This window comes from Eubacterium sp., assembly GCF_057858645.1.
This window is the reverse complement of the sequence record NZ_DBLZZO010000008.1, coordinates 38,441-54,630: the sequence shown is the minus strand read 5'-3', so window position 1 is coordinate 54,630 and position 16,190 is coordinate 38,441. Positions and strand designations below refer to the sequence as shown.

At 33.6% G+C, this 16,190-nt stretch carries 12 protein-coding genes; 1 reads left to right on the top strand and 11 read right to left on the bottom strand.

All coding sequences use genetic code 11. The features are described 5' to 3' along the window. Positions 1 to 158: 158 nt before the first annotated feature. The 11 genes from aspS to ACZM4J_RS04155 form a co-directional block, all read right to left on the bottom strand. Positions 159 to 1,946 carry an aspartate--tRNA ligase gene (aspS, locus tag ACZM4J_RS04205; RefSeq protein ID WP_022165013.1) on the bottom strand — a complete coding sequence of 596 codons (1,788 nt, stop codon included), beginning with the start codon at positions 1,944 to 1,946 and terminating at the stop codon, positions 159 to 161. Positions 1,947 to 1,957: 11 nt separating this feature from the next. Continuing rightward, the gene (gene hisS / locus ACZM4J_RS04200; RefSeq protein WP_022165014.1) at positions 1,958 to 3,217 is read right to left on the bottom strand and encodes a histidine--tRNA ligase; all 1,260 of its coding nucleotides are present in this window, start codon (positions 3,215 to 3,217) and stop codon (positions 1,958 to 1,960) included. A gap of 76 nt (positions 3,218 to 3,293) precedes the next feature. Further along, the gene (gene hemZ / locus ACZM4J_RS04195; RefSeq protein ID WP_022165015.1) at positions 3,294 to 4,733 is read right to left on the bottom strand and encodes a coproporphyrinogen dehydrogenase HemZ; all 1,440 of its coding nucleotides are present in this window, start codon (positions 4,731 to 4,733) and stop codon (positions 3,294 to 3,296) included. Next, entirely contained in the window at positions 4,733 to 5,353 is a 621-nt protein-coding gene (locus tag ACZM4J_RS04190; RefSeq protein ID WP_022165016.1) for an MBL fold metallo-hydrolase, read from the bottom strand. Before ACZM4J_RS04190 ends, hemZ begins: the two co-directional genes overlap by 1 nt. A 260-nt stretch (positions 5,354 to 5,613) precedes the next feature. Then, positions 5,614 to 7,893 (bottom strand): RelA/SpoT family protein, encoded by a 2,280-nt coding sequence (locus ACZM4J_RS04185; RefSeq protein WP_022165017.1) that lies wholly within the window; start codon positions 7,891 to 7,893, stop codon positions 5,614 to 5,616. A gap of 13 nt (positions 7,894 to 7,906) precedes the next feature. Further along, the gene (locus tag ACZM4J_RS04180; RefSeq protein WP_022165018.1) at positions 7,907 to 8,431 is read right to left on the bottom strand and encodes an adenine phosphoribosyltransferase; all 525 of its coding nucleotides are present in this window, start codon (positions 8,429 to 8,431) and stop codon (positions 7,907 to 7,909) included. 26 nt (positions 8,432 to 8,457) lie between these two features. Next, positions 8,458 to 10,212, bottom strand: a complete 1,755-nt coding sequence (recJ, locus tag ACZM4J_RS04175; protein ID WP_022165019.1) for a single-stranded-DNA-specific exonuclease RecJ — start codon at positions 10,210 to 10,212, stop codon at positions 8,458 to 8,460. A gap of 71 nt (positions 10,213 to 10,283) precedes the next feature. Then, positions 10,284 to 12,515 (bottom strand): protein translocase subunit SecD, encoded by a 2,232-nt coding sequence (gene secD / locus ACZM4J_RS04170; RefSeq protein ID WP_412622399.1) that lies wholly within the window; start codon positions 12,513 to 12,515, stop codon positions 10,284 to 10,286. A 14-nt stretch (positions 12,516 to 12,529) separates the two neighbouring features. Further along, positions 12,530 to 13,891 (bottom strand): thioether cross-link-forming SCIFF peptide maturase, encoded by a 1,362-nt coding sequence (gene scfB, locus ACZM4J_RS04165; protein WP_022165932.1) that lies wholly within the window; start codon positions 13,889 to 13,891, stop codon positions 12,530 to 12,532. 81 nt (positions 13,892 to 13,972) lie between these two features. Continuing rightward, positions 13,973 to 14,113, bottom strand: coding sequence for a six-cysteine ranthipeptide SCIFF (scfA, locus tag ACZM4J_RS04160; RefSeq protein WP_022165931.1), 141 nt, complete (start codon positions 14,111 to 14,113; stop codon positions 13,973 to 13,975). Between the two features lie 91 nt (positions 14,114 to 14,204). Further along, entirely contained in the window at positions 14,205 to 14,561 is a 357-nt protein-coding gene (locus ACZM4J_RS04155; RefSeq protein ID WP_412622397.1) for a TIGR04086 family membrane protein, read from the bottom strand. 261 nt (positions 14,562 to 14,822) lie between these two features. On the opposite strand from ACZM4J_RS04155, the gene ACZM4J_RS04150 reads away from it, so the two are divergent. After that, positions 14,823 to 16,121 (top strand): HlyC/CorC family transporter, encoded by a 1,299-nt coding sequence (locus ACZM4J_RS04150; RefSeq protein WP_022165930.1) that lies wholly within the window; start codon positions 14,823 to 14,825, stop codon positions 16,119 to 16,121. The last annotated feature ends 69 nt before the right edge of the window (positions 16,122 to 16,190 follow it).

Below are 16,190 nucleotides of genomic sequence, written 5' to 3'. Positions count from 1 at the left end.
CCAAAAAATACCGATAATTCTCTTTTGCACATATCTAATATGCGCCTAGGAAAACTATCGGTATTCTATATATTTCAGCTATATAATTTCTATCTGCTAAATCTAGAATTGACTTCGATTATTAACACATTACTGCTCTTTGTAATAATCTACCACAATTATTCTTCTTCCGGCTTAACAATGTCAATTGCTAATTCTTCTAACTGTTTTGAATCAACAGGGCTTGGTGCATTAGTCATTAAACATGAAGCATCTTTTACCTTAGGGAAAGCAATTACTTCTCTAATGTTATCTTCTTTTGCCATGTGCATAACTAATCTGTCAAGTCCGTAAGCAAGTCCTGCGTGTGGTGGAACACCATACTTAAATGCATCAAGTAAGAAGCCAAACTGTTCATGAGCTTCCTCATTTGTGAAGCCTAATGCCTTAAACATTCTTTCCTGAATGTCTTCCTGATGGATTCTAACACTACCACCACCAAGTTCTGTACCGTTTAACACAATATCGTAAGCCTTAGCTCTAACCTTTCCTAAGTCTGTATCAAGATACTGTAAATCTTCTTCCATAGGCATTGTAAATGGATGATGCATTGCAAGATATCTGTTCTGTTCATCTGACCATTCAAACTGTGGGAACTCTACAACCCATAAGAAATTCCATTTATCTTCCGGAATTAATTCAAGCTGCTGTGCAAGCTCTAAACGAAGTGCGCCTAATACGTTCCATACAATCTTGTTCTTGTCAGCTGCAAACAAAAGTAAATCTCCAGGTTCACCTTCCATTGCTTTTACTAAATTATTTAATTCTTCTTCTGTCATGAATTTTGCAAATGATGACTTGTAAGTACCATCTTCGTTAATGCAAAGATAAGCAAGACCTTTTGCTCCATTTCCTTTTGCATGGTCAACTAACTTGTCAATCTTCTTTCTTGGCATATGTCCCTGACCTTTAACGTTAATACCTCTAACAGTACCACCGTTTTCAATAGCACCTGTAAATACGCCAAAGCCACAACCTTCAACTACTTTTGTAACGTCAATTAATTCCATGCCAAAACGTGTATCAGGCTTATCCGAACCAAATCTGTCCATAGCTTCCTGCCATGTCATTCTTGGCATTGGAAGTGGGATATCCACGCCTAAAATTTCCTTAAACATAGCCTGTAATAATCTTTCATTTACATCAATAACATCATCAATGTCAACAAATGATAATTCCATATCAACCTGTGTAAATTCAGGCTGTCTGTCGGCTCTTAAATCCTCGTCTCTGTAGCATCTTGCAATCTGCATATATCTGTCAAATCCTGAGCACATTAGTAACTGCTTGTAAAGCTGTGGAGACTGTGGAAGTGCATAGAACTCTCCCGGATGTACTCTACTTGGCACTAAATAGTCTCTAGCTCCCTCAGGAGTGCTTTTACACAAAGTTGGTGTTTCGATTTCAAGGAAACCTTCACCCTGCATGAACTTTCTAATAAAAGTTGTAACATCACTACGCAACTTAATATTTTTCTGTAATGATGGTCTTCTTAAATCAAGATATCTGTACTGTAATCTTAATTCTTCTCTTGTGCTAATATTTTCTTCAACAGGAAATGGTGGTGTATCAGATTCTGATAAAATACGAAGTGTATTAACTGTAACTTCAATATCACCTGTTGCTAAATCTTCGTTAATTGCGCCGCCACGCTTTCTAACTACACCTTCTACTGCAATTACGAACTCACTTCTAAGATTTTTAGCTTTTTCAAAAACTTCTTTATCATTTTCGTCAAATACTAACTGAAGAATTCCTGATCTATCTCTTAAATCAATAAAAATAAGACTTCCTAAATTTCTTCTTTTCTGAACCCAGCCCATAACTGTAACTGTTTCACCAATATTTTTATTACTTACTTCTGTACATCTGTGACTTCTGTGAAGTCCCTGCATTGACTCTGCCATAACTTTTCCTCCTATTTTAACGGATTTTTATAAAATTCCTTAAAGTTCTCAAAGCCCTGTGTCTTTAACTGCTCTTTTTGGAATTTTTTATTCTTGTTCATTCTTGTTACAAGAACCTGTGTACCTGTTTTTCTTTCTTCCTGTGCTTGTGCAATAACTTCACAAAGTCTGTCGCCTTCAACACCTTTTTCAATAAGGTATACAACCTTGTCATAATCTTCAGGAATTTTGAAGCCCTGTTCCATTAATAATAAAACAATTCTTTCAAATCCAATTGAAAAACCACATGCCGGTACATCATGACCTGTGAACTTACCAACCATCTTGTCATAACGACCACCGCCACCGCAGCTGCCGCCAAATTCAGGAATTGCTATTTCAAAAATTGTTCCTGTATAATATGACATACCTCTAACTAATGTTGGATCAAATACAATTTCAAAATCAGATGACTTTGTAGCCTTAACACTGTCTATAATTTCATCCATCCACTGTTTTACATCATCACCCATGAAATCTCCAAGCTTATCTGCCAGGTATCCAATAGGATCTGCCTGATTTTCAATTTCTTCAAATAATTGTATATATTTTTCAACTGATTCAGGGGCGAAATCGTATTTAATTAATTCTTCCTTAACGCCTTCTAAACCAATCTTGTCCATCTTATCAAGAATAATGAAAACGCTGTCAAATGACTCTTCAGGGAAACCACTGTATGAAGCCATTGCCTTTAAAATTCTTCTTTCATTAATTCTAATCTGGAAATTCTTAAATCCTAACTTTCCAAGTGTAGTTGTTGTTGCTAAAATAAGTTCAATTTCAGCTAAGTTACTTGGATCACCTAATATATCAATATCGCACTGCATAAACTGACGATATCTTCCCCTTTGTGGTCTGTCTGCACGCCAAACATTTCCCATCTGTAATGCCTTAAATGGTGATGGTAAATCGTTGGCATTTTTTGAATAATATCTAACAAGAGGAACTGTTAAGTCATATCTTAAACCATTATCAACTACATCCATTTCTTCCGTAGCTGTTTCTAAGTTTAACTTTTCTCCTCTTTTTAAAATCTTAAAAATTAACTTTTCGTTTTCTCCACCCTGTTTGCTTGTCAGGTTTGTAATGTGTTCCACGCAAGGTGTCTCAATCTGAGTAAATCCAAATGCATTATAAGTTTCCTTAATTACATTCTGTACATAATTTCTTATTTTCATTTCTTCAGGAAGAATATCCTTCATTCCTGTAACCGGTTTCTTACTTAAAGCCATGTTTTTGCTCCTTATATTTTTCTAACTTGTATATTTTACTATTAAATAGAAAAGAACACAAGTGTTGTATCTTTTATTAATTTACAAAATAACTTCTTTTTCTTTCAATCATTTCGTCAATTCTGTCAATATACTGGTCTACATTTTTCAATGTATCAATTCTAGTGGCACTTTTTCTGTCAGAAGAAAGTAGTTTTGTAACTGCTCCTGCTCCACATGCCCATACATTCTGATAGTCTCCCATCATAAGTATGTTGTAAATTCCTTCTTTACCGGGCAATGAATAACCTACATTTTCCTGATTACCTGCCATATTTTTTTGTCTGTACAAATAGTATGGCTTCATACCCATTTCATAAGCATATTCTTTTGTAATATCCATTAACTTTGTATTGTTATCAAAATTTAAATCTGAATATTTTTGTCTGTTCATGTTAAGTCTTGAACCACGTTTTAATGCCAGGGAATGTACTGTAATACCATCTGGTGCCAGCTTCAAAGCCTGTTCCATTGAATATTTAACCATGTCCTCTGTTTCATTTGGTAGACCGATTATAAAATCCATATTTATGTTATCCATGCCACAATCTCTTGCCAAATTAAAAGCCTGTATTACCTGTTTGACTGAATGTTTTCTACCTATAATATCTAGAGTTTCCTGATTCATTGTCTGTGGATTAATGGAAATTCTTGAAACATTTTGTTTTTTTAAAGTCATTAATTTATCTCTTGTAATGCTGTCCGGTCTGCCTGCTTCAACAGTAAACTCCTTTACATTACTGAAATCAAAATTATCTTTTAATGCATTTATTAATCTGTCTAACTGCGCAGGTTCAAGTGTGGTTGGCGTACCACCACCAATATATACTGAATTAAGTTCTTTATCCTGTAATTGCTTACCTAGGAATCTCAATTCCTTAATAACTGAATCCACATAAGCATCTACTTTTTCCTTATATCTGTTTAAAGGATAGGATGTAAATGAACAATAAAGACAAGTTGTTGGGCAAAATGGTATACCCACATATAAACTATAATTGCCCTTGTAATTAACATTTGAAAGTACCTTATGTTCCATGTTTGAAACATCCAGTGCCAGGTCCAACTTGTTATCAGAAATAAAATATGTTTCTTTCATTTCTTTTCTTATTGCTTCATCTGAAAGTCCCTGTTCTTTTAACATACCCGGAATTTTTGCCGGTCTGATACCTGTTAAATTGCCCCAAGGCAGGTCATGTCCTATATCTTTTCTCATTAAACAGTACAAAAGCTTTTTAAGAGCGTTTTTTGTCTCCCTTCTATCCTGAAAGTCACAACAAATTTCGTCTTCAAAAAGCTTTTTGGCCTCATCGTACAATGATGCAGTAATTTTTTCTTCCTGAAAAATCACTTTTAGTGTTCTGTATGACTCCTCTAAATCTTCATTAATTTTAAAAGGCTGTCCCACATAAAAAGCCTGCACCATTGACTGAATATCATATTCAAATTGTTTAGGTTCTATCTGAATGTCTATCATTAATAATATACCTTTTCGTTATCTATAGTTGTCATATCCATATGTCCCGGATAAACAGTTGTTTCCCCTGGAAGCACTAACAATTTTTCTTTAATTGATCTGATAATTGCCGCTTCACTTCCCCCTGGAAAATCTGTTCTACCTCTACTCTGATGGAAAAGTGTGTCACCACTAAACAAAACTTCATCTTCTGCTATATAATAACAACCGCTTCCCTGCGTATGACCAGGCGTTAAAATAAACTTAATTTCCTTATCTGCAATAGTAAACTTATCACCATCTCTTAAATATTTGTCTGCACAAATGCTTACAGGATTTCCAAACATTGATGATAAATTTGCTCTTGTATCTACTAAAAGCCTGTCTTCTTCTTCAGAAGCATATACGGGAATATTATATTTTTCCTTTAATTCCGTTACAGCACTAATGTGGTCTGCATGACCATGTGTAAGCAAAATTGCTTTTGGAATCATTTCTATGTTACTAACATTAACACTGATTTTTAAAGCATCATCACCGGGATCAACAATAAATCCTTCTTTTGTATCTGTGTTCATACATAAATAACAGTTAGTATAGCATTCACTAACTAATACGCTTCTAATTTTGATATTTCCCATCTATTTCTCCTTTTCAAAAATGGAAGACAATTGTTATCCACTACACTATACCCACTGTGCCACCTGACAAATTAACGAAAGCACGCTCCCGCTGCCAAACGCTCGTAGCGGTTCTATCAAGCCGACTACGCTGCCTTGATGAACCGACGGCGTTAGAGCACTTTCTTCTAATTTTGTCAGTTGCCACAGTGAAGAAATTAATTTCCATAACATAACAATTGTCTTCATTTTTTCACATTACAAAATGTCAATTACAACGTTTAACTGCTTGTTCGCTCGATATCAATGATACTGTCAATTGTTCGAATTTTTGCAATTAAGCTGTTTAATTCTTCTGTACCCTGTATTGCAAATGTCATTGTAATTGTGGCAATGTCAGACTTGCTTGTTCTACTATTGATGCTGTTTACATCAATATTTCTTTCTGTAAATATTCTTGACAAGTCTGTCAAAATACCGACTCTGTTGTTTGCATAAATAACAATTTCTGTCATATATTTGCCGTCCTGCTTGCCTTCGTCAGCAGCCCAGCTTGCCTCAATTAATCTACCTCTTTCAATATCAGGAAGATTCATAATATTGATACAGTCTGTTCTATGAATTGAAACACCACGTCCTCTTGTTACAAAGCCCACAATTTCATCACCTGGTACAGGACTACAACATTTAGAAAATCTAACTGCTACGTCATCCATACCTTCAACAATAATACCGCTCTTAGAATTACTTTTTCTTGGGACATTTGCCTTATTATTGTTTGTGTCTTTTAATACATCATCGTCTGTTACTTCAACCTTGTGTTCCTTCTCGTATTCATCAAGAAGTTTATTTACAATCTGACCTTCTTTTAAGCCACCATGACCAATTGAAGCAATAAGAGAATCCCACTCTTTGTAACTGTATTTCAACCGAACTTTTTCCATATATGCAGGCTTTAATATTTCTGATAAATTAATATTCTTTGCCTTGCAATATTTTTCAATAAGTTCTTTACCTTTTACTATATTTTCTTCTTTATTTTGCTGTTTAAACCAAACATTAATTTTATTTTTTGCCTGTGTGCTCTGAACAACCTTCAGCCAGTCTCTACTTGGACCTGTAGAGTTATTAGATGTAATAATTTCCACTCTGTCACCGTTTTGGAGCTTGTAGTCGATATTAACCATCTTGCCATTAACTCTTGCACCAACCATCTTATTACCTACTGCACTATGAATACTGTATGCAAAATCAATTGGTGTAGAACCGCTTGGTAAATTCTTTACATCACCATTTGGTGTGAAACAGTACACTCTTTCAGAGAACATATTCAAATCATCTTTTAAAAGATTAATAAATTCATGGTTATCTGACATGTCTCTCTGCCATTCGAGAATTTGTCTTAACCAGGCAATTTTCTGCTCTTCATTATCGCCGTCACCTGTAATATTTTCCTTATACTTCCAATGAGCTGCGATACCATATTCAGCAGTTTTATGCATTTCGTATGTTCTAATCTGAATTTCAAATGGTTGCCCGTTTGGTCCAATTAATGTTGTATGAAGTGACTGATACATATTCTGCTTTGGCATTGCAATATAGTCTTTGAATCTTCCCGGCACAGGAGTATATTTCTCGTGTATTATACCTAACGCCCCATAACATTCCATTACACTGTCAACAATAATTCTTACTGCAAAAACATCATAAATCTGATCCAAAGTCTTGTGTTGCATAGTCATTTTCTTGTAAATACTAAAATAATGCTTTACACGACCATCTATTGTTGCTTTAATGCCTGCCTTTTCAATATAGCCTGCCACCTCAGCAATTAAGTTACTCATAAACTCTTCACGATGTTCTAATCTTTCATGAACACCGTCAACTAATTCTTTGTATTTTTCAGGCTCTAAATATCTTAAAGCTAAGTCATCTAATTCAATCTTAATTTTAGAAATACCTAGTCTGTCAGCAATTGGCGCATAAATATCCATTGTCTCTTTTGACTTTTCTTTCTGTTTTTCAGGTGTCATATACATAAGCGTACGCATGTTATGTAATCTATCCGCAAGCTTAATCAATATAACTCGAATGTCCTTTGCCATTGCCAAAAACATTTTACGCAAATTTTCTGCCTGCTCTTCCACCTTATCAACATCGTAATCTAATTTAGTAAGTTTTGTTACGCCATCAACCAGGTCAGTTACTTCTTCGCCAAATTCCTTAATCATTATTTCGCGGGTTGCGGCTGTATCTTCCATTACATCATGAAGAAGACCTGCCATAATTGATTCTTTATCCAACTCTAAATCAGCTAATATTAAAGCTGTATGAAGCGGATGAATAATGTATGGTTCTCCAGACTTTCTTTTCTGGTCGCCATGTGATTTTTTTGCAAAGTTATATGCCTTATCAATAATTCTTAGATCATCTGCTGATGGATGATAGTGCTTAATTTTTTCAATTAATCTTGCATATAATTCTTCAGGTGTCGCCTGCTCTTCTTCTTTTGGGATTACTCCATGATTTTCAATTTTAATGTTTTTGTTTAAATCTGTCATATCTCAATCCTTTTTATTTTCCATCGTATGTTACTACTGCATCTACTCTATATTTTGAAAGTTTTTCTCTTCCTTTAAGTCCTGCCAGTTCAACTAAAAACAGGTTGTCTACAACTTCTCCTCCTAATTTTTCAACTAACTTAATAGCTGCTTCAATTGTACCACCTGTGGCAATTAAGTCATCGACTAAAATAACTTTCTGACCCGGTTTAATTGAATCTATATGCATCTCAATTTCAGCTTTTCCATATTCTAAATCATAGCTTTCTGAAATTGTCTTACAAGGTAATTTACCTTTTTTTCTAACTAATACAAATGATTTTCCAAGTAAGTAAGCTAAAGGCATTCCAAATATAAAACCTCTTGCCTCTAAACCAACGATTACGTCAAAATCTATATCTTTAATCTTGTCCAACATTGAATCTATAGCAATCTTTAATCCCTTTGGATCCTGTGTTACTGTTGTAATATCTCTAAAGATAATTCCAGGTTCAGGGAAATCCGGTATACTTCTAATATATTTTTCTACTTCATTCATTCTTCTTGTCCTCCTTATGAATGCTTTTAGCAAAATCTGTCAATTACGATTTGTATTTGGCTATTACCGTTAAATTCGTTTATTGTTGGGTAATATGTAGCCATTATCTCAATGTTGTTTTTCTCCCCTACTAAAGCCTTGTTAATTTCTTCCTGACCGAATTTATTTTTTAAAAATTCCATAAAATCAATAACACGGCTAAAAATCATTGCAGTCATTGTATATGAACTGCTATTTGTAATGGTAAGCTTCAATACGTTACCATTCTTACCCAATATTTGTAATTTATTTATTTTTAAATGCTTTTCAGCAAATATTGGCTTTTCATTACCTTTACCAAATGGTTTGATAATACTTAACTCCTGTATCATATTCATTGTAACATATTCAAGGGGCAGTTGCATATCAATCCACACCTTTAAATATAAATCTTCTTGAGTTAAATTACAATTTTCATTTAGCTTTTTTCTTAAAATATCTATATTTTCTTTTGGAAGGGACACACCTGCAGCCATTTTATGACCACCAAACTTAGTAAACAATTCTTTTACCTTAGTAAGTTCAGCGTACATGTCATATTCTTCAATGGAACGGCCGGAGCCTTTTACACCTTCAACGGCATCTGTTAAAACAATAGTTGGTTTATTATATTTTTCCCTTACACGACCTGCAATAATTCCGGCAATACTTTCATGGCAATGTTCTAAATATATAACCAAAACTGAATCATCTAACTGTTCTGCTTTTTCAATAGCTTCTTTAGTTCCTTTTTCTGTTAAATCTTTTCTTTCATCATTTAATTTTTTCAAGGCTTCTGCTAAAACTTCTGCATGTTTTTCGTCTTCACATTCAAGCAAATCCATTGCTTTTTTTGCGGTATCAAGTCTGCCACTAGCATTTAAACATGGTCCAAGTACAAATCCAAAATGATAGGAATCAAGGTTCTTTTTATTTAACTTACACTGATTAATCAAAGCATTAATTCCTATATCATTATTTGTTTTTAAAGCTTCTAAACCTTCTTTAACAATTATTCTGTTTTCGCCCTTTAATTCTACCACATCACACACAGTTGCCATAGCACCATAGGGTAATAATTTTAATATAAATCTTTCGCTTACATGCATATTTTCAAATAGAGCGCGCATAAACTGAAATGCCACCATGGCACCGCACAATTCTTTAAATGGATATTGACAGTCTATTTGCTTGTGATTAACTATTGCATCTGCATTGGGCAAGATATATTTTTTTTCGCCATTACTTTCTTCAAAAACGATTTCATGATGATCAGTTACAACAACCGTCATTCCTAATTCTTTTGCATATTCTATCTGTTTTATGGCAGCAATACCATTATCACATGTAACAATAGTATCAACGCCCTGGTCGTATGCCTGCTGTATTAACCTTTCATTAATTCCATAGCCATCTTCAATTCTATGTGGGACAACCACATCCACATCAGCGCCTAAATACTTTAAACAGGTATGTAAAATATAGCCGGAACATATACCATCAACATCATAGTCGCATATAATTCTGATTTTATTTTCATTATTTATTTTTATACTTAAAATATTAACTGCCTTGTCCATGTCCTTAAATAGCCATGGAGAGCTTATTTCATTTATAGTTCCGTTAAGATATTGATTTATTTCTTTTTCAGATATAACATCCCTGTTTCTCATTAATCTTGCTGTAATAGGGCTAATGTTATATTTCTTTGCAATACCATTAAAATCTGCTTTTTTTGTCTGTAGAAACCACTTTTCATTCATAATAAAAATCACCATTTAAAGTAAGAAAAGCGGCACCATCCAATAGATGATACCGCTCAATAAAACCTTAATTATTTATCGTATTTCTTACCCTTCATAATATACCATAAAGAACCTGTAACAAATACTGATGAGTAAGCACCAGCTACAATACCTACCATTAATGGTAATGTAAATTCTCTAATAGATGATACACCCATTACAAAAATCATAAATACCATTATAAATGTTGTAAGTGAAGTATAGATACTTCTTGTAAGAGTCTGTGTAATACTCTGATTAATAGTATCAATCATTGTATCTTCACGTTTCATTACAGCCTTGTTTTCTCTAATTCTATCGAAGATTACGATTGTAGCGTTAATTGAGTAACCTACAATTGTAAGTAAGCATGCAATAAATGTTGTTCCTACTGTTACTCTTGATAAACCATAGAAACCTACAACAATAAGTACGTCATGTAATAAAGCTATAACGGCTGCTAAAGCAAAATGTACATTCTTAAATCTGAACCAAATATAAATTAACATACAAATTGTTGCTATAACTGTTGCAACAACAGCATCTGTTTTCATTTCAGAACTGATTGTATCTGAAATTTCTGTATCATTAAAGTTCTGCTTGTCGTCTTTAGCCTGATATTTGCTAATTAATAAGTCTTTAAACTTAGTCATTTCTTCACCTTCAAGCTTCTTCGTCTTGATTGTGAATAAGCCCTTTGTATTTGTATCCTTCTGAGCCTGAATATCGTTTGTTGAAAGTAAATCTGCGATAGCAGGTTTTACATCCTTATTAAATTCATCAATTGTGTAGTCCTTATCAAACTGTACCTGAATTGATGTACCACCCTTAAATTCAATACTGAAATCAAATGGGCCGTTACCTTTAGCTGAGTTAAAGATAATACCGCCAATTCCAATTACAATTACAATAATAGAAATTGAGAACCAAATTTTTCTCTTTTCAATAAATTTAATTGTTTTCTTAACTCTTTCTTTTCCGTAGAATACAGGCTTCTGGAATCCCATGTAGTAAAGCATCCATACAAGACCTCTTGAAACTACAAGAGATGTAAATAACTGGATGAAAATACCAATCATAAGAGTTGTTGCGAATCCCTGAACTGTACCTGAACCCTTAATCCATAATACTAATGCAGCAATAAATGTTGTAACGTTACCGTCAACGATTGCTGATGTTGCTTTCTTAAATCCTATTCCAATAGCACTCTTAACATTCTTACCTGCCGCAATTTCTTCTCTAATACGGGCATAAATAATTACGTTGGCATCTACCGCCATACCAATGTTAAGGATAATACCTGCAATACCAGGTAATGTAAGTGTTAAGTCAAATCCGTTAAGTGCTAAAAGCATTAACTCAATGTATGATATTAAAGCCAAGCCTGCAGCTAAACCTGGAATTCTATATACAAATAATAAGAATAAAATAATTATAATAAAACCAACGATACCTGCCTGAATACTCTTTGATAAAGCATCACTACCTAAGTTAGCACTCTGAACGCTATGGCTTAATTCATCAAGCTGTACTTCCAAAGAACCAATACCGATGTTTGTAGCAAGTGTCTGAGCTTCTTTTAATGTGAAATCACCTGTAATCTGTGCCTGTCCACCTGTAATGGCAGCCTGAATATTTGGAGCACTTAAAACTTCATCATCATAAATGATAAATGACTGTTCGCCAACATGAGAACTTGTCATTTCACCAAAAGCCTTTGTTCCTTCTGAGTTAAACTGTAAACTTACGATGTTTTCATTTACACCTTTATCGTTTGTTGTAGCCTGTCCTTCAGCACTGGCTACTGTATCACCTGTTAACCATACCTGATAATAACTCTTATCTACCTTAATGTATTTCTTATTCTTTAATTCAGCCTTTGTTGGTGTGTACCCACTCTTTGCAGCTGTACAGAAATATAAAATACCCGGTTTTCCTAATTCATCTAATACTTCATCAGCATCGTATGCACCTGGAATTTCAACAGTAATTCTGTCTTCTCCTGCTTTATACGCTGTTGCTTCTGTACTAAATGCAGCAATTCTCTTTTCAAGTTTTGCTCTTGTTTTTTCTAAAGTATCTGCTGTCAAATTACTTTTATCAGATTCTGCTACCTGATATGTAATACTTACACCACCCTTTAAGTCAAGACCCTGAGTAATGTACTTTGCCTGGCCGCGATCCCCTATACCAAACATAATAACGTATCCTGCAAAAGCAAGTACGGCAAGAGAAATAATAAATGCTATTATTCCCTTTGTTTTGTTCATCTTAATTTTCATCTTTTACCTCTTTCTTAGTCAGCATCCGCTAAAGCTGCCTTTATCATTATTGAGCATTCCACTCTTTTTTTCTGCATTTCACAACCTATGTCATAGGCATCATTTATTGTACCGTGAAAATTGTATGAGTTTGCTGCACATCCACCACTACAATAAAATTTTGAAAAACAGTTTTTGCACTTTTCTTTTGAATATACGTTGCAATCACCAAATGTTTCAACTATATCGTTTCTAACGATTCCGTCATTTACATTCCCCATTAAGAAATCTTCATTGCCAACAAACTGATGACATGGATAAAAATCTCCCCAAGGTGTAACTGCTAAGTATTCCGTACCTGAACCACATCCTGATAATCTCTTATAAACACATGGTCCCTGATTTAAATCAATCATAAAATGGAAAAAGTTAAAGCCATTACCTTCTTTTTCCCTCTTAATATATTCAAGAGCTAATTTATCGTACTCTTCCATAATTTTAGGTAAATCTTCTTCTCTTATAGAGTATGAATCTTCCTCCGGTCCAACAACCGGTTCAATAGACATTTGTTTAAATCCTAAGTCTGCAAAATGCTTCACATCTTCAGAAAAATCTAAATTATCTCTTGTAAATGTACCTCTTACATAATAGTTTGTCTGATTTCGGCTATCTGCAAGTTTCTGAAACTTTGGAACAATAAGGTCATAACTACCTTTACCTGTTCTAAAAGGTCTCATTCTGTCATTTACTTCTTTTCTACCATCTAAACTTAAAACTACATTTGACATTTCTTTATTGAGATATTCCATTATCTCGTCATTTAATAAAACACCATTTGTAGTTAATGTAAATCTGAATTTCTTGTTATTTGGTTCTTCAAGTGAACGACCGTATTCAACTAACTGCTTTACAACATCCCAGTTCATTAATGGTTCGCCACCAAAAAAGTCAACTTCCAGATTAACTCTGTTTCCTGAATTTGCTACTAAAAAGTCTAAAGCTTTCTTACCCACTTCAAAACTCATTAATTCTCTACGGCCATGGTATTCACCTTCTTCTGCAAAACAATACTTGCATGCTAAGTTACAATCATGAGCTATATGTAAACATAGAGCCTTAACTACTGTCTGACGTGTTTCCTTAAACTTTTCTACGAAAGGCTGATATATATCCTCAGTAAACAACTGTCCATCTTTCTTCAACTGTTCAACTTCGTCAATAACTTCTCTTATCTCTTCTTCTTTGTACTTTGAGCTAAGTTCTGAAATTATAGCTTCAGCATCAAGTTTTTCAAACAATTCTATAACATCGTATGTAACATCATCAACAACATGAACCGCTCCACTGTTGACATCTAATACAATATTGTACCCATTGCTTTTATATTGATGAATCACTGTAATTTTCCTCCCTTTTTAACGCACTATAACAGAGTTGAGTGCTCAACTCTGTTATAGTGTAAAATAATCAATATTAAATTATTTGTTTTCGCAAGTCTGGTTTCCTACTGTACATGATGTCTTGCAAGCTGACTGACATGATGTCTGACATTCACCACAACCGCCTTTTTTCATTGTGTCCTTTAATGTTTTCTGATTTAATGTTTTGATATGTTTCATGGTTTTCCTCCAATACTTATTTGCGTAAAAAGATACTTACGCATAATTCTTATGGTATTATAACACATAAAACGTTTTTTTCAAACGTTTTTTAGCTAACCATTCCTCCGAGGGTTCCACCCCCTACAGATGCCAGTACTAATTTTATAATTCCTATAGTTTCACTATTAATTTGACCGTTCACTATTATCGAAACTAAAACTATGACAACAGCATATATGAGACCTGATATGGCTCCCCACATAAACTTCCATTTATCCATAACTTTTCCTATTACATAACCTCCTGCAAAGGTAGCTATGACATATGTAGCAAGAATTAAAATTTGTATGGTGCTATAGGCTGGTGAGATTTTTAAAACAATAAATGCAACTGCTACTATTATCACAAAACTTACAATCATTTCTAAAAGTAAGTCTTTTAAAAAAGATAAAATAATTTTGTCCATTTTACTCCTTTTTTCATTTTTTCTTTATTTTATTACAGTGTCAAAATGCCTTATTCTACCTGTACTTTTTTAATAATGGTATTGACATTGAAAGACCGTAATCAGAATTTAGGTATTCTCCCCTCCAAATATTTTTATAATAAATTATATTTGTGGGCAATATAATTTATTACCAATTCTTGACTTTAACAGGTTCATTATGTAAAATCTTCCTTAACAAGTCAGGGACTTGAAATATTATTAATTTATAAGGAGAAAGTTATGGGACCCAGTGACATAGCTCTGCTATGCGTATTACTTATTTTATTATTATTCTCGGCGTTTTTTTCCTCAGCCGAAACAGCTCTTACCACTACTAACAAGGTAAGACTTAGAATGCTTGTGGAGGAAGGCAACAAACAAGCCATTATTCTTGATAAGATTTTAGGTAATTCAAGAAAAATGCTTAGTACAATTTTAATTGGAAATAATATTGTAAATATTGCCGCTTCTTCTTTAACAACAATTTTTATGCAAAGTGTTTTTAACGTAAGTTGGATTGTTAGTATTGGCGTTGGTATTCTTACACTTGTAATTATTATTTTCGGAGAAATTATTCCTAAGACAGTTGCCTCAATTTATGCTGATTCAATTGCTCTAGCTTATGCTAAACCAATTAATTTCTTTATGATTGTACTTACACCTATTATTTTTGTTTTAAATTTATTCTCAAGTTTATTCTTAAAACTTTTTAGAGTTAATGTTAATTTAAATTCTAAATCAATTACTGAAGATGAACTTAGAACTTTAGTTGGTGTTAGTCAGGAAGAAGGCATAATTGAAGAAGACGAAATGGATATGATTAACAACGTTTTCGATTTTGGTGATACATGTGCTAAAGATATTATGATACCAAAAGTTGACATTACAATGGTTCCTTTGGATATTACCTATAATGATTTATTAAAAGTCATTAGAAAAGACAAATTCACAAGAATGCCTGTTTACAAGGAAGATTCAGATAACGTAATCGGTATTATAAATATTAAAGACATGATGTTAATGGGTGTTAATCCTAATAATTTCGATATAACAAAAATCATGCGTGAGCCATACTTCACTCACGAAAAAGAAGAATTAAATGACCTTCTTATGGAAATGAGAAATAAAGAACCGGGCATGTGTATCGTTTTAGATGAATATGGTCAAACTGAAGGCCTTATTACTTTAGAAGATATTGTGGAAGAAATTATTGGCGATATACATGATGAATTCGACGAAGCTGAGGAACAGGTTATCAGACCTGTTGGCGAAAACGAATATATTGTTGAAGGTTCTATTAACCTTGATGATTTTAATGACCAGTTAGGCACCGAAATTGACTCAGAAGATTATGAATCATTAGGTGGTCTTATTATTGAACATCTTGACCGCCTTCCTAATAAGGGTGACAGTGTTGTAATTGATAATTGCAAATTAACAGTTATAAAAATGGACGAAAAACGAATTGACTTAGTAAAGGTTGTTGTCACTCCTAAAGAAGATGAAACAACTGAATACGATACGGAAAATGAGGAATAAACAATAAGCATTTGCTTCTTGAATCGTACCATTATATTTTTTTCTATTTGAACAAATATAATTGTACGC